A 15,948-nucleotide genomic window follows, 5' to 3' on the forward strand; every position below is an offset into this window, starting at 1 on the left:
ATGCCCCGCAACCACCTATTTTTGACAGTTCCAATATCCATCAGGATAGAATCGGGATTGACTTCGCACCTTACTAAGAGAGATGACGTTGGATAGCACCACAGTTAACAGCCTATTTCTAATCGGGGCCTTAATGGTGGGTGCAAGCATCGCCGTCAGTTCCCTCTCCACACGCTTAGGCGTTCCAATCCTCGTCATCTTTCTTGCAGTGGGCATGCTGGCCGGCGTCGACGGCATCGGCGGTATTGCATTCAACGACTACTCGCTCGCCTACCTGATCAGTAACCTGGCCCTGGCCGTGATCCTGCTCGATGGCGGCATGCGTACGCGCAAGGCGACATTCCGTGTAGCGCTGTGGCCCGCACTCTCGCTGGCGACCGTAGGCGTCGCCATCACGGCCGGGCTGACGGGCCTGGCGGCGGCGTGGCTGTTCAACCTGACGCTCATCGAAGGTTTGCTGATCGGTGCAATCGTCGGCTCCACCGACGCAGCCGTGGTCTTCAACCTGCTCAATGGCAAAGGTCTTAACGAACGCGTCGGCTCCACACTGGAAATCGAATCGGGCAGCAACGACCCGATGGCGATGTTCCTGACCGTCTCACTGATCGCCATGCTGGCCAGCGGACAAACCAGCTTCAGCTGGGGGCTGCTGACCGACCTCATCTGGCAGTTCGGCATCGGTATCCTGCTTGGCGCGGCAGGCGGCTGGCTGTTGCTGCAACTGATCAACCGCCTGACCATTGCCGACGGCCTCTATCCGTTGCTGGCCGTCAGTGGCGGCATCCTCATCTATGCACTATCCGGCACACTGGGCGGCAGCGGCATCCTCGCCGTGTATGTCTGCGGCCTGCTGCTCGGCAACCAGCCGATCCAAAACCGCAACGGCATTCTGCACATGTTCGATGGCCTGGCCTGGCTGAGCCAGATCGGCATGTTCCTGGTGCTCGGCCTGCTGCTCACACCGAGCGATCTGCTGCCTATCGCGATACCGGCCCTGGCCTTGTCGCTGTGGATGATCCTGTTCGCACGACCGCTGTCGGTATTCATCGGCCTGCTGCCCTTCAAGGTGTTCCACCTGCGCGAGCGCCTGTTCATTTCCTGGATTGGCCTGCGCGGCGCCGTGCCGGTCATTCTCGCGGTCTTTCCGCTCATGGCAGGCCTGGAAAACGCCCAGTTGTTCTTCAACGTAGCGTTCTTCATCGTGCTGGTTTCATTGCTGCTGCAAGGCACGTCCCTCGGCTGGGCCGCTCGCAAGGCCAAGGTGGAAGTTCCGCCGTCGCCCTCGCCGATTTCGCGTAGTGGCCTGATGATTCACCCCACCAGCCAGTGGGAAATGTTCATCTATCGCCTGGGCGCGGAGAAATGGTGCATCGGCGCACCGCTGCGTGAGCTGAACATGCCCAAGGACACGCGCATCGCCGCTCTGTTTCGCGACCATCAACTGCTCCACCCGTCAGGTAGTACCCGCCTGGAGGCCGACGATCTGCTCTGCGTGATCGGCCACGAGCACAACCTGACGGCGCTCGGCAATCTGTTCAGCCAGGCACCGAAGCGCGCCAAGGATCTGCGTTTCTTTGGCGACTTCGTGCTCGAAGGCGACGCCGAGCTCGATGCAGTGGCCGCCCTCTACGGTTTGACCCTGGAAGAGCAGGATCGTGGCCAGTCGCTGGCCCAGTTCATCGGCCACCTGATCGACAGCGAAACCGTCGTCGGCGATCAGGTCGAGTGGCAGGGGCTGACCTGGACGGTCGCCGAGATGGAAGGGAACAAGATCCGCAAAGTCGGCGTCAGATTCCCCGAAGGTGCCCGCCCGGGCCCCGGTCTGTCGTTCTGACCTGAATGAGATTGCGTCAACCAGCGCCCTGCCACTCAGCAGCAGGGCCGGCGTACTGCAGATCATGAAAGGGGCCTGACAGATCGCCGCGCGGGACTCCTCACCAGTCTGTAGACTCACCAGGACTCCACCCCCGCGATCATGATCATGCTCTCATTCCGTCGTTTTTTTGCCGCTACCTTGTTGGGCCTCTGCCTGGCTCAATCGCCCGCCTGGGCCGATGCCAGGCCCACCAGTGCTGACGTGCAGCGCAGCCTGGATACCCTGGCCGAGCGCAAATTGGTCGAGCCTGAGCAGTCGCTGGTACGCCAGACACTGGAAAAGACCCTGGCGTCGCTCAACGCCCAGGCGGAAAGCCAACAGAAGCTGGTCGCCCTCGACAAGCAGCTGGCGCAAGCGCCGCGTCAGACCCAGGACGCCCACCGCGAGCTGGAAAAGCTCAAGGCAACCAAAGTGGTGCCCGTGCCCCAGCGTTACGCCGGCAGCAGCGTTGCCCAACTGGAGCAGATTCTCAGCCAGCGCAGCGCCCAACTGAGCGACTGGCAGAAGCAGCTCAACGATGCCAACACCCTGATCATCACTGCCCAGACTCGCCCGGAGCGGGCCCAGGCGGAGATCGGCAGCAGCCAGACACGTACTCAGCAGATCAACACCCTGCTCAAGGCCGGTCGGGAAAATGGCAAACCGCTGACCAAGGAGCGCAACAATCAGCTCACCGCGGAACTAGCCCAGCTCAGTGTCCAGACCCAGCTGCGCCGGCAGGAGATGGCCGGTAATAGTGTGCTGCAGGATCTGGGCACCGCTCAGCGCGACTTGCTCGATGAACAGATCAAGCGCCTCGACATCGAGTTGCAGGACCTGCAGACGCTGATCAACGAGAAGCGCCGCGACCAGTCCGAGCGCACCGTTGCCGAGCAGTCCATGGAGGCCCAGAAGGTGGGCGGCTCCGACACCGTGCTGTCGCGTGAAAGCGCGCTCAACGTCAAGCTATCCGACTACCTGCTGCGCGGCACCGATCGCCTCAACGAACTGACCCAGCTGAACCTGCGCACGCAACAGCAGTTGGACAGCCTGAACCAGACGGATCAGGCCCTCGACGAGCAGATCAGCGTGCTACAGGGCAGCCTGCTGCTGTCGAAGATTCTCTATAAGCAGAAACAGGCACTCCCCAAGCTCAAACTCGACAAAGGCCTGGCCGACGAAATTGCCGACATCCGCCTCTACCAGTTCGAGCTCAACCAGCAACGCGAGCAAATCGCCAACCCCAGCGCCTATGTCGACAAACTGCTGGCCGCCGAGCCGCCAGAGAACGTCACGCCGAAGCTGCGCGAAGACCTGCTGGATCTGCTCGACACCCGCCGCGCGCTGCACGACAGCCTGAACCGCGAACTCAACGCGCTGCTCAACGAGTCAATCACCCTGCAGTTGAACCAGAAACAGTTGCAGGACACCGCCACAGCGCTGCGCGCCACCCTCGATGAGCAGATGTTCTGGATACCCAGTAACAACCCGCTCAACCTAGACTGGTTCAAGAGCGTGCCCACCCAGTTGCAGCGGCAAATCGCCGAACTGCCCTGGCTCGATAACCTGAGCCAGCTCGGCGCCGGCCTGATCGAACGACCGCTGCTGTTTCTGCCGTTGCTGCTGGTCATCGGCCTGGTGCTCTACAGCCGCCGTTACCTGAGCAACAAGCTCACGGCTCTGCACAAAGACATCGGCCACTTCAAACGTGACAGCCAGTTGCACACACCCGTAGCGATTTTCCTCAACGTGCTGCTGGCGCTGCCCGGCACCTTGTTCCTGGCACTGTGCGGCTTCGCCCTGCAGATGGACGCCCGCGGGCTCAACGTCAACCTCGGTTCGGCGTTCCTGGGCATGGCTCAGGCGTGGCTGGTGTTCTACACCATGTACCGCATCTTCACCCCAGGCGGTGTGGCCGAACTGCACTTCCACTGGGCGCGCTCCCACGTTGCTTACCTGCACCGGCAGATTCGCGGGCTCGGTATTGTGGTCATGGCGCTGGTGGCGGTGGTCACCGTGGCCGAACACCAACCATCGAGCCTCTCCGATGATGTGATCGGTATCGCCGTGGTGCTGACCTGCTACGGCCTGATGATCTGGCTGCTGCAGAAGCTGCTGCTGCGCGGCCCGGCGCGCGAGAACGCTTCGTCCTTCCGCATGTTCATCGGCGTGCTGTTCAGCATGCTGCCACTGGGCCTGTTCCTCGCGGTGTGCTTTGGCTACTACTACACCGCGCTGAAACTCAGCGACCGGTTGATCGATACGCTGTATCTGCTGCTCATCTGGCTGGTGGTCGAAGCGGTGTTCGTCCGCGGCCTGGCCGTTGCTGCGCGGCGCCTGGCTTACCAACGCGCCACCGCCAAGCGCGAAGCGCAGACGGCGGAAAACAGCGAAGGCACGGAGATTCAGCTCGAAGCGCCGACCCTGGATATCGAGCAGGTCAACCAGCAGTCCCTGCGCCTGATCCGCCTGGCCCTGCTTGGCACCTTCATCGCCGCCATGTACTGGGTCTGGGCTGATCTGATCTCGGTCTTCGCCTACCTCGACAACATCACCCTCTACGAATACAACAGCAGCAGCGTGATTGGCAGCGCCGCGTCGCTGATTCCGATCAGCCTGCTCGACGTGCTGTATGCGCTGATCATCGCCTCCATCACCCTGGCACTGGGCCGCAACCTGCCTGGCCTGCTCGAGGTACTGGTGCTGTCACGCCTGCGCCTGGCCCAGGGCAGCGCCTACGCCACCACCACGCTGCTGTCCTACGTGATTTTCGGCACTGGCATCGTTCTCACCCTGTCGACCCTGGGGGTGAGCTGGAACAAGTTGCAATGGCTGGTCGCGGCACTATCGCTGGGTATCGGTTTCGGCATGCAGGAGATCTTCGCCAACTTCATCTCCGGCCTGATCATCCTCTTCGAGCGCCCGGTGCGCATCGGCGACCTGGTGACTATCGGCGGCGTGACCGGCACGGTGAAACGCATCCACATTCGCGCCACGCACATCATCGACAGCGATCGCAAAGAGGTGATCGTGCCGAACAAGACCTTCGTCACCAGTCAGTTGATCAACTGGACGCTGACCGACACCGTGACCCGCATCGTGCTGACCTTCGTGGTCAACCGCGGTTGCGATCTGGAGGAGGTACGCACCCTGCTGCTGCAAGCCGCCCAGGAAAACTCACGGGTGATGCGCGACCCGGCGCCGACCGCTCAGTTGAGCCTGTATACGCCGACCGGCCTGACCCACGAGCTGAAATTCTACGTCAAGGAACTCAGCGACCGCGGCGCAGCGACCGACGAACTCAACCGCCGTGTTGACCAACTGTTCGCCGACAACGACATCAACCTGTCCGGCACACCGAAAATGGACATCGTACTGAGCCGCGCCTCAGCGCCCCATGACACGCTGAAACTGGACGAAACCCAGGCCGCGCTGATTGAAAAAGACAGCGAGGCCAAGCCATGAAAACCCTCGACACCCTGACCTTCGATAATCGCTTCGCCGGCCTCGGCGATAGCTTCTCAACTCATGTACTGCCCGAGCCCATCGCCGAGCCGCGCCTGGTGGTGGTCAGCGAAAGCGCCATGGCGCTGCTCGATCTCGACCCGCAGGAGGCGCAGCGCGAGGTGTTCGCCGAACTGTTCTCCGGCAACCAGTTGTGGAGCGATGCCGAGCCGCGGGCCATGGTCTATTCCGGCCACCAGTTCGGCGGCTACAGCCCGCGCCTCGGCGATGGCCGCGGTCTGCTGCTGGGCGAAGTACTCAACCACGCGGGCGAACACTGGGACTTGCACCTCAAGGGGGCCGGCCTGACGCCCTACTCGCGCATGGGCGACGGCCGCGCCGTGCTGCGCAGTTCGATCCGCGAATTCCTCGCCAGCGAAGCCCTGCATGCACTCGGCATCCCCAGCTCGCGCGCGTTGTGCGTCACCGGTTCGAGCACGCCGGTATGGCGCGAGAAGCAGGAAACCGCCGCCATGCTGGTGCGCCTGGCGCAGAGCCACATCCGCTTCGGCAGCTTCGAGTACTTCTATTACACCCGCCAGCACGACCAGCTCAGGCAACTCGCCGATCACGTGCTGGCCAACCATTACCCGCAGTGCCTGGAACAACCGCAGCCCTACGAAGCACTGTTGCGTACCGTGCTGGAGCGCAATGCCGAGTTGATCGCCCGCTGGCAGGCCTACGGTTTCTGCCACGGCGTGATGAACACCGACAACATGTCGATTCTCGGCATCACCTTCGACTTCGGCCCGTACGCCTTCCTCGACGACTTCGATGCCCAGCACATCTGCAACCATTCCGACGACACTGGCCGCTACAGCTTCAGCAATCAGGTGCCCATCGCCCACTGGAACCTCTCGGCACTGGCTCAGGCGCTGACCCCGTTGGTGGAAGTCGATACGCTGCGATCAATCCTCGACCTGTTCCTGCCGCTGTACCAGGCCCACTACAACGACCTGATGCGCAAGCGCCTGGGCTTCACCACGGCCGAGGACGGCGACGAAGAACTGATCCAGCGCCTGCTGACACTCATGCAGGCAGGCAAATCAACGGACTACCACCTGTTCTTCCGCCACCTCGGCGAGCAGGCGCCAGCCGAGGCACTGCAGGTGGTGCGCAACGACTTCGTCGACCTCCAGGGCTTCGACGCCTGGGGCGCCGACTACCTGGCCCGCAGCAACCGCGAAGGCAGCGATCAGGCAGCCCGCCAGGCGCGCATGCACGCCGTCAACCCGCTCTACGTGCTACGCAACTACCTCGCCCAGGAAGCCATCGCCGCCGCCGAACAGGGCGACTACGCGCCGGTTCGAGAACTGCACGAAGTGCTGAGCCGCCCCTTCGAGAAGCAAGCTGGCAAAGAGCGCTATGCCCAGCGGCCACCGGATTGGGGCAAGCATCTGGAAATCAGCTGTTCATCGTGAGGCCGTGATAATGCTATTCCCCTACTTTAGAGACCCCGACAACTTCGCCTATCGCCTCGCCGAAGCCGCGCCCTGCTCGCTGTGCAGTGCGCCTGGGCTGTGGTTCTCGGCCGGAGGCTTCTACGGCCGCGAGACGATCGACTGCATCTGCGACACCTGCCTGGCTTCCGGCAAACTCAAGGCACTGGGGATCGAAACCAATGACGCAATGGAAGGTTCGCAGGAAGAGATAGACATCATCGTCTACGCCACACCGGCACTACCGACCTGGCAAGACCGTGTCTGGCCACGGATCGACGGCCGTTTCTGCGTCTTCGAGCGCTTCGCTTCCCGGGAAGACTTCATCGACAAGGCCGAATTCATCGCATCCTTCGGCGACCGCTACCCAGGCTCCGACCTGGACTGGCTCTGGGAAATTCTCCCGACGAAGCGCCTGACCCATCACCGCCAGGGCGGCGACGTAACTGTCTACCTGTTCACCAGCAACGGAACCAAGCACTGCACCTGGGACGCCAACTGACAACTACGTAGGGCGTATTAGTCGAAGTCGTAATCCGCCAGCATGCCTGCACCGTCCCGCAACGCAACGTGCAGCATATCGCTCGGCAAGCACTTGCCGTTTGTCGGGCAACCTCTTATCGTCAAAACCCTCTGCGGGTGGATGCCTGCACGCGTAAACCATTGCCAAAAGGAACTTGCAGTGCACCTCGCCCCTCTTCGCCCCACCGCACCGATTTCGCAGCCTGCACCGTCGGTGCAAAATACTGCACAGAACACAAGTCGCGCGAATACGCGGGGCACTGCATACCCACATGTCAACTTATTGTTTTCTATGGAAATTCAGGCTGAATCTTTAATGAAGCGGCGACGTTATGCAGAATTCCGCCATAACGCGTTAATGAAGAATTCCATCTAATCACTGTTATGTATCAAAGCTCCTGCGTGAGCATTCGGGTAATGATGAATACAATTTTCAAAAGCTTGCTTAGAAACGAGCTAATCCATATAAGCGAGCACGTGAGCGCTCTCTTAGAACCCCAGTCATCATCTGCGAAAACCATCTATGAAAATTATCAAAACTCTATAAGCCAAGATGAAATACACAATCAAAATATCAGCACGTTATCTATTGGCGAAATACAGAAATACAAACTTGAAGAAAAAGAAATATTATCTTTCAATCAATATATTGTAAAAATAATCACTGCATCCGGCTATAACAGCAATCGATTTGAGCAACTAATAATCAATAGCAAAGGTCAGATTGAGAAATATCAGCACACCGCTGAGGCGCATAAATTTCTCACTGATTTAAAAGATATTTGCAGTTCCTCTCAAACCATTGCTCGACTCATTAGTAAAAACAACTACCAACAGGCCAAGAGCGAGTTGGATTTTTTATTGGGTCGTTATCCCGAGTTTTTTCCAAGATATGAAGGCTTAATTGAGGCAAAGCCTGGAGCCTTCGGATTTTCGATAGACCTAATCAAGCTGGCTAAATTAGTAAACAGCATGAAGAAATCCTTACTGTCGAGATTCAAAAAAACATAACAATTGGTTCAAACCGTTCGCTTCGCTCACTGGGACGGGCTAAAGCCCGCCCCTTAACCAAACGTTAGGCAATAACCCATGAAGTCCAAAATCAAATATATATTCGCTATTCTGGTTGCTTTGCAGATGCAGCACCTGGCCGCCGCCCAAGATGCTGAACGGGTAAAAATAGGGGAAAAACTGTCAGATTGCGGCGCTTTGTTCGGTCTTCTATCCCAAGCCAATACAAAACAAGCAGAATTTTCTAAGAACCTATCAACGGCATCAGTCGCATATGCTCAAGTAGCTTTTAATGATGACAATAAATTTACTCAAGAAACAGGTCGATCCATGCAAAAAGCATCTGCCTTTATTAATGAGCTAAAAAAAACAAATAACAAGCAGAGATTCGAGGACGAATTTAAAACATGCATGTCGACACTTGAGATCGCCGAAAATAACCTACGAAAAGAAATGTCTGAAACCAGCAAGGCAATAGTTCCAGAGCTATTCAAGTAAGCGCAACGCCTAACAACTGGTTCAAATCGTTCGCTTCGCTCTCTGGGACGGGCTAAAGCCCGCCCCTTAACCAAACGTTAGCGGTCTAAAGAAGTTATGCGCATTCTCTTAGCACTAATATTCGCATTCGGAGCATCTTGTATGGCATTTGCTGAAGACACTTGGTCAGTTGGAGAGGCTAAAATCCAAGGCAAACCGGTTGTTTATAAATTTACCAACACTGCTCCGCCTGTAAGCATCCGTCAAAAATTACCTTGGCTCACCGTTATATCCTGGAAATATGATGGCTCAGAAAATAACGGCATGCCTCCAAAAAGAATCAATGAGGCAATGATCAAGCTCGAAGATGCTCTCGAAACAATAGAAGGGAGAGAAATACTTTACCTTGATGTCTACTCTGCGACAGGAAACAATCTGAAGGAGTTCGCTTTTTACATAGCTGATCGCGAACACTTTATGGTCAACTTCAATCACGCCTTGCATGACCATCCGGCTTACCCCATCGAAATAAACTTCTACGAAGATAACGAATGGAGTGACCTTGCCAAGCTTCATCAAGACTTTGGTGTAGACCGCTAACAATGCGCTCAAATCGCTCACTTCGTTCGCTGGGACGGGCTAAAGCCCGCCCCTTAGCTTAATCGTTAGGTGCAAACCGTGGCTAGAGTTACTGACCTTCAGTTGGAGCTTACCGAAAATGCCCAAGGCATATTCGTGGCACTAAAAAATCATGATGACCGATTCGAAATAACTGACAGAAATCCGAGAAAAATAAGAGTAAATGGCTTTGATAAAGAGCCAATTTCCGAAGAATATCTTTATATGCGAGCAAAGGAAGAGGCTCACATATTTTCAGAAGGGGAGATTGGCTTTCTTAACAAGTTTATCAGCAGTCAGGACACGCGAATATCTGAACAAATTATCGAAATACGACGAGCCATCAGAAAGGCAAATAATTTTATTCAAGCCAAAAATATAGCTGAGAAATTGTTAAATGAAATCAACCGCACCTAACTAGTGGTTCAAACCGTTCGCTTCGCTCACTGGGACGGGCTAAAGCCCGCCCCTTAACCAAACGTTAGCAAATACATCGGGAGATAATGTGCTAGAAACAATTAGGCAAGAAATCATATTGGCTGCGCATACAAAGCAAAAACTTGCAATGTTTAACTATCAAGTTTTAATAAATGCAAATGCACTAACCACTACAGACCCAGTGGAATTTTGCATTGCAGTAGGTGTTCCTCAAAGCTATGCCGCTGAGTTTAGGAAAATGCTTAGCTTAGCCACTGTAATGCAAGAGTCTGGAGCCAGAATTACAATCAGTTAAATCAATATTATAAGGAATATTTTTTATGAAGCCAGAAAGCTACAATCCTAAAGCACGTCAAAAATTCGGAGAAACTCTAGTAGAAATTGGTGTTTCTATTTTTAAGGGCATCATGCTTTTATTCACAACAGTCCCTCTAACTTTTATGTTAAGCAATGTTTCGTCAGAAGGCCAAGTAGAGACATCAATATCTGGTCTATTTGAATTCATGTCTAGCTCAACCTATTTGCTTTTTATATTGGTTTTATCATTGGCATTTTTTGCAGGGCACTATTTTAGAAAAGAAGGTCTGCGTCATATTCATGAAAGTGAAAATTGCTAACAAATCGCTGAAGCACCGCGCACTTCGTGCGCTGGACAGTTTTTAAGCCGCAGTTTTGTGGTTTTGCTGCGCAAAAGTATTCCACAAAACCACAACTTAAAAACTGCCGCTTAGCTCGGCGTTATGCGAGGACACATGATTAGCGCTTACTTCATGGATGTACCAGTCTACCGAATTGAGCGCGAGCGCTATTATGAGCAAATGGAAAAGTTCATAAACAAAGGATTGTACTCAAACCCAGAGCGCACTGAGCTGCAAAAAGAATTCTATAAACAAAATCCAGACCACGAAACAATGTTCCGCGAACACTTACAAAACAAGTACGGTGGCGCTTGGAATTACAACGAAATAATAGGTTATATTCAATTGCATTTTCTAGGCTCTCAAATCCGAGGAGAGTACTGGGGGCAGGCAGCCAAAAGAATTATCCGCACACGAAAGAAAAGCTTCGAATGGGAAACTCATAAACTAGCTCCAGAGCTAGAAATCCCTAGAGACTCTTCAAATTCAAAAATTTACGAAGTAATACTTAACTACCTATCACGCTGCCAAAAAGAGCTGAAAGGCAGATACATTGATGAAGCGCATATAATAGCTATTGGGCCATACGTTGACTGGAACTCTCTACGGCGTAACGCATAACAACTGGTTCAAACCGTTCGCTTCGCTCACTGGGACGGGCTAAAGCCCGCCCCTTAACCAAACGTTAGGTAGCTTATTCGTGCAATTCATTCGCACCACTAAAGCAACAGGCTGGAAGCAGCCACCCCCTTCAAGCCTTGAGCGCTTAGCAAGAGCACTTTTTAGTTTTATCCCAAAGGCCAATCCTGACTATGAATCAAAACTTCATCTAGTACATGAATGGCTAATAGAGTTTGACGACAAAGGCTTACCTAATCGTGAAATTGGTATAACCCAAAATGGCACACCCGTCATTGCAGCACCAAACAAAGAAAATTATGGTTTCTGGCTTGATACCAATATGAGCATTGCTGATTTTTGCAACACCCCACTTACCAGGGATGAATTTGAAACGACCTGGAGAAAAGCAGTAGAGAAGCTAAAGTTTTGAGCGCCACCTAACTAGTGGTTCAAGCCGTTCGCTTCGCTCACTCGGGACGGGCTAAAGCCCGCCCCTTAACCAAACGTTAGAGGCTTGGCATGGAAATTCGTGACGCTTTAAACCTTATTCATCGAATCGAAAACCTTCCTGAAATATATAATAAAATTGAGATGACAGTATGCGCAGTCATACACAGCTACTTTGATGAGATGTTTGAAGTTGAAAGAAAAGAATCTGCCATCATGGAAAAAGGAGATCACAAACCTGACGAATTAAATTTATTAATTGATCAAAAAATATTAATACATGAAAAGTATTGGTCTAACCAATCCATATATTACCGCCCGTGCTCATCCAGCAGCGAACCCAAGCATGTTTGGTCACACCTCTGCGACATTGAAGTGCTCCAGAATGGTGATGATGAGAATTCACTATTCATCTTCAAAGCGAACTATAAAAAATCAGAGACCAGCACAAAAATAATTAAAGCGTTTATCCTAAAGATATCAGGCTCATCACTTAAAATTGAACATGAATTCTTTGGGTAATCCTCTAAAAATTGGTTCAAACCGCTCGCTTCGCTCACTGGGACGGACTGAAGCCAATCGATAGGATCATAGTCTTTGATTGCGTGTCCAAGAATCAATCACTCTGACCCTACCGATTGTTGACCACAGCCCCATCAGGATTTCTTATGCCCTCACAAGCCCTCAAACTCTTCGCCGACTACCACCAGTTCTATCTGCAGGATGAGCCGGTCGAGGGTGACCTATCCCAGTCTTGGAGCACTGAAGCCGTCGAGCGGATGCTCGCGGTAGCCGAGGGTGTGGTGGGCATCGGCACGCTGCGCAATATGGAGGTTTCTGTGACGCTCGAACTCCTCGACGCGGAACCAACCGTCGAACCGGCGAGTTTCGATCATATTGCCGAGGCCTCGCTCGTTGTTCGCAGTGGCACGCTGGTGATCGCCGGCTGCACGGACTATTTCCCGGATGCGGCGCGCTTCAGTCTGGCGACAGGGTGCTACAGGGTGCGGCTATCCATTTCCGGTTTCGACACGCTCTCCGAGGACGGCCTCGATGGAAAGGATCAGTACTTGGTGCAGCTGTGGCAGGCGCCGTTGATCGAGCCGGTGGTACTCAAGCAGGGTGAGTTCTAGCTCCATCGTCTAGCAGGTACGAGTGTCCGAACGCGGTAAGACGGAAAATAACTCGTAGATGGATCGGGGCGCGTAGCCTAGCCAAAGGCGTAACCCGTCGTTTACCGCGAACCGCTTTGTCGAATTACGCCTGCGGCTAATACGCCCTACACCTCGGACAAAGTTGCTCAAATACCGGTAATGAGCAGATCAAGCGCCGCGATGATTTCATCACGCTGCACCGCTAAATCCGCAACCTTGGCACCCAGCTGCTTTTTGGCAATACCGGCCATTTGCGGCGTCATCATCACGTAGGGCTCACCCTCAATATCAAACCGCGGGGTGAGGGTTCTCAGCATTTTTCCCTGCATGGCGCTGGCTGTATACAGCGGCACGACAACCCGCGTACCGAGCTCCGCGAGCAGGTCGCTCTGTACATTGAGCAGCAAGGGCACGGCGGCCTTGGTGGCAGGATTGATGTTTTCGTAAACGGCAAATTGCGTCATTAGAAGCTCCGCAATTCATCACTGAACACGCCATTTGACTCTACATGCTCATTGTATGCAGTGATGGCCTGTCGGTTGTCTGCCAACCATTGCTCACGCTGCTTTTCCTTTAGCGCCTGGGCCAATGCCTTCTCCAGAGTGGCAGAGAGGTTGATGTCGAGAGACTTGGCCTTGTTGAGTAGATCCTCGTTGACACGAAGGTTGGCGGCTCGTTTCGGGGCGTTCAGATCGTACGAAGACAGCATGAGAATTTCCTTGCCAAGTAATGCGCACAATTTATGCGCATAAAAGATCTTGGTAAAGCGGCTTTCCGATGCATTCAGCTAACGGGCCACCACTTAGCCGCCAACCCCGCCACGCACAAGACTTCCTGGCGAAAACCCGGATAATGCCGGCCATTCGTTTTACTCGCTGGTGCCCGCTCATGGAAATCAAGGTCAATTTTCTCGACAACCTTCGCCTCGAAGCCAAGTTCGATGACTTCACGGTGATCGCCGATCAGCCCATCCGCTACAAAGGCGATGGCTCGGCGCCGGGGCCGTTCGACTATTTCCTGGCTTCGTCGGCCTTGTGTGCGGCCTACTTCGTCAAGCTGTACTGCCAGACGCGGGACATTCCCACCGAGAACATTCGCCTGTCGCAGAACAACATCGTCGACCCAGAGAACCGCTACGCGCAGATTTTCAAGATTCAGGTCGAGTTGCCGGCGGATATATCGGACAAGGATCGCCTGGGCATCCTGCGTTCCATTGATCGCTGCACAGTCAAGAAGGTGGTGCAGCAGGGCCCCGAATTCATCATCGAGGAAGTCGAAAACCTCGACGCCGATGCCCAGGCGCTGTTGATGCCAGTATCCGATACCACCACCTACATTGCGGGCAAGGATCTGCCGCTCGAGCAGACCATCGCCAATATGTCGGGCATCCTCGCCGACCTGGGGATGAAGATCGAGATCGCTTCCTGGCGCAACATCGTGCCCAACGTCTGGTCGCTGCATATCCGTGATGCGCAGTCGCCGATGTGCTTCACCAACGGCAAGGGTTCGACCAAGGAAAGCGCCCTGGCCTCGGCGCTGGGCGAGTTCATCGAGCGGCTGAACTGCAACTTCTTCTATAACGACCAGTTCTGGGGCGAGGATATCGCCAATGCCGAGTTCGTCCATTACCCCAACGAGAGCTGGTTCAAGCCGGGCCCGAAAGATGCGTTGCCCGAAGAGATCCTCGACGCGCATTGCCTGCCCATCTACAACCCGGACGGTGAGCTGCGCGGCTCGCACCTGTACGACACCAACTCGGGTAACACGCTGCGCGGCATCTGCTCACTGCCCTTCGTGCGCCAGAGCGACGGCGAAACGGTGTATTTCCCCTCCAACCTGATCGAGAACCTGTACCTCTCCAACGGCATGAGCGCCGGCAACACGCTGGCCGAAGCGCAGGTGCAGTGCTTGTCGGAGATTTTCGAGCGGGCGGTGAAACGCGAGATTCTCGAAGGCGAGCTGTGCCTGCCGGATGTGCCGCAGGACGTGCTGGCCAAATACCCGGGCATCGTCGCTGGCATCCAGGGCCTGGAAGAGCAAGGCTTCCCGGTGCTGGTCAAGGACGCTTCGCTGGGCGGTGAATTTCCGGTGATGTGCGTGACCCTGATGAACCCGCGTACCGGCGGTGTGTTCGCCTCCTTCGGCGCGCACCCCAGCCTTGAGGTGGCGGTGGAGCGCAGCCTCACCGAACTGCTGCAAGGCCGCAGCTTCGAGGGCCTCAACGACCTGCCGCAGCCAACGTTCGACAGCCTGGCGCTGACCGAGCCTAACAACTTCGTCGAACACTTCATCGACTCCAGCGGCGTGGTGTCCTGGCGCTTCTTCGGCGCCAAGGCCGACTTCGAATTCGTCGAGTGGGATTTCTCCGGGCAAGGCGCCGACTCCAACGAGCAGGAGGCCGCCACCCTGTTCGGCATCCTCGAAGACCTCGGCAAGGAGGTATACGTAGCGACCTACGACGACCTCGGCGCCAACGCCTGCCGCATCCTCGTGCCGGGTTACTCGGAGATCTATCCGGTCGAAGACCTGATCTGGGACAACACCAACAAGGCGCTGCTGTTCCGCAAGGACATCCTCAACCTGCATGCACTGAGCGACCGCGAACTCAAGTCGCTGCTGCGCAACCTGAACAACACCGAGGTCGACGACTACACCGATATCAGCACATTGATCGGCATCGAATTCGACGACAACACGGTGTGGGGCCAGCTGACGATTCTCGAGCTGAAGCTGATGATTCACCTGGCGCTGAAGAAATACGACGATGCCAAGGAGCTGGTCGAGGCCTTCCTGCAGTACAACGACAACACCGTCGAGCGCGGGCTGTTCTATCAGGCGGTTAACGCGGTGCTGGAAATCCAGTTGGAGGACGATCTCGAGCTGAGCAACTTCGAACACAACCTGCGGCGCATGTTCGGCGGCGAGCGCATGGACGCGGCAATCGGCTCCGTGGACGGCAGCGTGCGCTTCCATGGCCTGACGCCGACCAGCATGAAGCTCGAAGGCCTCGACCGGCATCTGCGCCTGATCGACAGCTACAAGAAGCTGCATGCGGCACGGGCCAAGGCAGTGGCCTGATTCGGCTTACAGCGTTAACCGAAAGAGCCTTCTGATCAATAGCGACCAGAGGGCTCTCAAGGAACAGTGCCTCTACAGAAGAGCGGTAAACGCCGCACGCGTAGGAGCGTCGACCTCGGCGCGAACAAGTACGGTCATACCGCGCC

General features: G+C 55.2%; 17 protein-coding genes. 15 read left to right on the top strand and 2 right to left on the bottom strand.

Features of this window, described 5'->3' with window-relative positions:
- Positions 1–82: 82 nt before the first annotated feature.
- From ACZ3GY_RS17085 to ACZ3GY_RS17150, 14 genes are all read left to right on the top strand, one after another.
- The gene (locus ACZ3GY_RS17085) at positions 83–1,834 is read left to right on the top strand and encodes a potassium/proton antiporter (RefSeq protein ID WP_465911224.1); all 1,752 of its coding nucleotides are present in this window, start codon (positions 83–85) and stop codon (positions 1,832–1,834) included.
- Positions 1,835–1,981: 147 nt separating this feature from the next.
- The gene (mscK, locus tag ACZ3GY_RS17090; protein ID WP_465911226.1) at positions 1,982–5,320 is read left to right on the top strand and encodes a mechanosensitive channel MscK; all 3,339 of its coding nucleotides are present in this window, start codon (positions 1,982–1,984) and stop codon (positions 5,318–5,320) included.
- Complete coding sequence (gene selO, locus ACZ3GY_RS17095; RefSeq protein ID WP_465911227.1) at positions 5,317–6,780, top strand: protein adenylyltransferase SelO; 1,464 nt, start codon at positions 5,317–5,319, stop codon at positions 6,778–6,780. Before mscK ends, selO begins: the two co-directional genes overlap by 4 nt.
- Positions 6,781–6,790: 10 nt before the next feature.
- Complete coding sequence (locus tag ACZ3GY_RS17100; RefSeq protein WP_465911228.1) at positions 6,791–7,300, top strand: CbrC family protein; 510 nt, start codon at positions 6,791–6,793, stop codon at positions 7,298–7,300.
- Between the two features lie 437 nt (positions 7,301–7,737).
- Positions 7,738–8,331, top strand: a complete 594-nt coding sequence (locus ACZ3GY_RS17105) for a hypothetical protein (RefSeq protein WP_465911230.1) — start codon at positions 7,738–7,740, stop codon at positions 8,329–8,331.
- Positions 8,332–8,409: 78 nt separating this feature from the next.
- Positions 8,410–8,829 carry a hypothetical protein gene (locus ACZ3GY_RS17110; protein ID WP_465911231.1) on the top strand — a complete coding sequence of 140 codons (420 nt, stop codon included), beginning with the start codon at positions 8,410–8,412 and terminating at the stop codon, positions 8,827–8,829.
- A 141-nt stretch (positions 8,830–8,970) separates the two neighbouring features.
- Positions 8,971–9,408 (top strand): DUF695 domain-containing protein, encoded by a 438-nt coding sequence (locus ACZ3GY_RS17115; RefSeq protein WP_465911233.1) that lies wholly within the window; start codon positions 8,971–8,973, stop codon positions 9,406–9,408.
- Positions 9,409–9,486: 78 nt separating this feature from the next.
- Complete coding sequence (locus tag ACZ3GY_RS17120; protein WP_465911235.1) at positions 9,487–9,843, top strand: hypothetical protein; 357 nt, start codon at positions 9,487–9,489, stop codon at positions 9,841–9,843.
- A gap of 88 nt (positions 9,844–9,931) precedes the next feature.
- Complete coding sequence (locus ACZ3GY_RS17125) at positions 9,932–10,159, top strand: HTH-like domain-containing protein (RefSeq protein WP_465911236.1); 228 nt, start codon at positions 9,932–9,934, stop codon at positions 10,157–10,159.
- A gap of 25 nt (positions 10,160–10,184) precedes the next feature.
- Positions 10,185–10,481 carry a hypothetical protein gene (locus ACZ3GY_RS17130; RefSeq protein ID WP_465911237.1) on the top strand — a complete coding sequence of 99 codons (297 nt, stop codon included), beginning with the start codon at positions 10,185–10,187 and terminating at the stop codon, positions 10,479–10,481.
- Between the two features lie 135 nt (positions 10,482–10,616).
- Positions 10,617–11,123, top strand: a complete 507-nt coding sequence (locus ACZ3GY_RS17135; RefSeq protein WP_465911238.1) for a hypothetical protein — start codon at positions 10,617–10,619, stop codon at positions 11,121–11,123.
- Between the two features lie 79 nt (positions 11,124–11,202).
- Positions 11,203–11,553, top strand: coding sequence for a hypothetical protein (locus ACZ3GY_RS17140; RefSeq protein WP_465911239.1), 351 nt, complete (start codon positions 11,203–11,205; stop codon positions 11,551–11,553).
- An 89-nt stretch (positions 11,554–11,642) separates the two neighbouring features.
- Positions 11,643–12,092 (top strand): hypothetical protein, encoded by a 450-nt coding sequence (locus tag ACZ3GY_RS17145; protein ID WP_465911240.1) that lies wholly within the window; start codon positions 11,643–11,645, stop codon positions 12,090–12,092.
- Positions 12,093–12,238: 146 nt separating this feature from the next.
- Positions 12,239–12,703 (top strand): hypothetical protein, encoded by a 465-nt coding sequence (locus ACZ3GY_RS17150; RefSeq protein WP_465911241.1) that lies wholly within the window; start codon positions 12,239–12,241, stop codon positions 12,701–12,703.
- Positions 12,704–12,870: 167 nt separating this feature from the next.
- Here ACZ3GY_RS17150 and ACZ3GY_RS17155 read toward each other — a convergent pair whose 3' ends face one another.
- The gene (locus ACZ3GY_RS17155; protein WP_465911242.1) at positions 12,871–13,188 is read right to left on the bottom strand and encodes a CcdB family protein; all 318 of its coding nucleotides are present in this window, start codon (positions 13,186–13,188) and stop codon (positions 12,871–12,873) included.
- The gene (locus tag ACZ3GY_RS17160; RefSeq protein WP_225837786.1) at positions 13,188–13,433 is read right to left on the bottom strand and encodes a type II toxin-antitoxin system CcdA family antitoxin; all 246 of its coding nucleotides are present in this window, start codon (positions 13,431–13,433) and stop codon (positions 13,188–13,190) included. Before ACZ3GY_RS17160 ends, ACZ3GY_RS17155 begins: the two co-directional genes overlap by 1 nt.
- Before the next feature lie 179 nt (positions 13,434–13,612).
- Here ACZ3GY_RS17160 and ACZ3GY_RS17165 point away from each other — a divergent pair, with 179 nt between their 5' ends.
- Positions 13,613–15,802, top strand: a complete 2,190-nt coding sequence (locus tag ACZ3GY_RS17165) for an OsmC domain/YcaO domain-containing protein (RefSeq protein WP_465911244.1) — start codon at positions 13,613–13,615, stop codon at positions 15,800–15,802.
- The last annotated feature ends 146 nt before the right edge of the window (positions 15,803–15,948 follow it).

Source organism: Pseudomonas sp. PME37.24/006 (genome assembly GCF_055556635.1).

What these genes read in the sequence shown, in the direction of transcription:
- ACZ3GY_RS17085 (WP_465911224.1), top strand. Translation starts at nt 83, where the DNA reads ATGACGTTGGATAGCACCACAGTTAACAGCCTATTTCTAATCGGGGCC.
- mscK (WP_465911226.1), top strand. Translation starts at nt 1,982, where the DNA reads ATGCTCTCATTCCGTCGTTTTTTTGCCGCTACCTTGTTGGGCCTCTGC.
- selO (WP_465911227.1), top strand. Translation starts at nt 5,317, where the DNA reads ATGAAAACCCTCGACACCCTGACCTTCGATAATCGCTTCGCCGGCCTC.
- ACZ3GY_RS17100 (WP_465911228.1), top strand. Translation starts at nt 6,791, where the DNA reads ATGCTATTCCCCTACTTTAGAGACCCCGACAACTTCGCCTATCGCCTC.
- ACZ3GY_RS17105 (WP_465911230.1), top strand. Translation starts at nt 7,738, where the DNA reads ATGATGAATACAATTTTCAAAAGCTTGCTTAGAAACGAGCTAATCCAT.
- ACZ3GY_RS17110 (WP_465911231.1), top strand. Translation starts at nt 8,410, where the DNA reads ATGAAGTCCAAAATCAAATATATATTCGCTATTCTGGTTGCTTTGCAG.
- ACZ3GY_RS17115 (WP_465911233.1), top strand. Translation starts at nt 8,971, where the DNA reads ATGGCATTTGCTGAAGACACTTGGTCAGTTGGAGAGGCTAAAATCCAA.
- ACZ3GY_RS17130 (WP_465911237.1), top strand. Translation starts at nt 10,185, where the DNA reads ATGAAGCCAGAAAGCTACAATCCTAAAGCACGTCAAAAATTCGGAGAA.
- ACZ3GY_RS17135 (WP_465911238.1), top strand. Translation starts at nt 10,617, where the DNA reads ATGATTAGCGCTTACTTCATGGATGTACCAGTCTACCGAATTGAGCGC.
- ACZ3GY_RS17145 (WP_465911240.1), top strand. Translation starts at nt 11,643, where the DNA reads ATGGAAATTCGTGACGCTTTAAACCTTATTCATCGAATCGAAAACCTT.
- ACZ3GY_RS17150 (WP_465911241.1), top strand. Translation starts at nt 12,239, where the DNA reads ATGCCCTCACAAGCCCTCAAACTCTTCGCCGACTACCACCAGTTCTAT.
- ACZ3GY_RS17155 (WP_465911242.1), bottom strand. Translation starts at nt 13,188, where the DNA reads ATGACGCAATTTGCCGTTTACGAAAACATCAATCCTGCCACCAAGGCC.
- ACZ3GY_RS17160 (WP_225837786.1), bottom strand. Translation starts at nt 13,433, where the DNA reads ATGCTGTCTTCGTACGATCTGAACGCCCCGAAACGAGCCGCCAACCTT.
- ACZ3GY_RS17165 (WP_465911244.1), top strand. Translation starts at nt 13,613, where the DNA reads ATGGAAATCAAGGTCAATTTTCTCGACAACCTTCGCCTCGAAGCCAAG.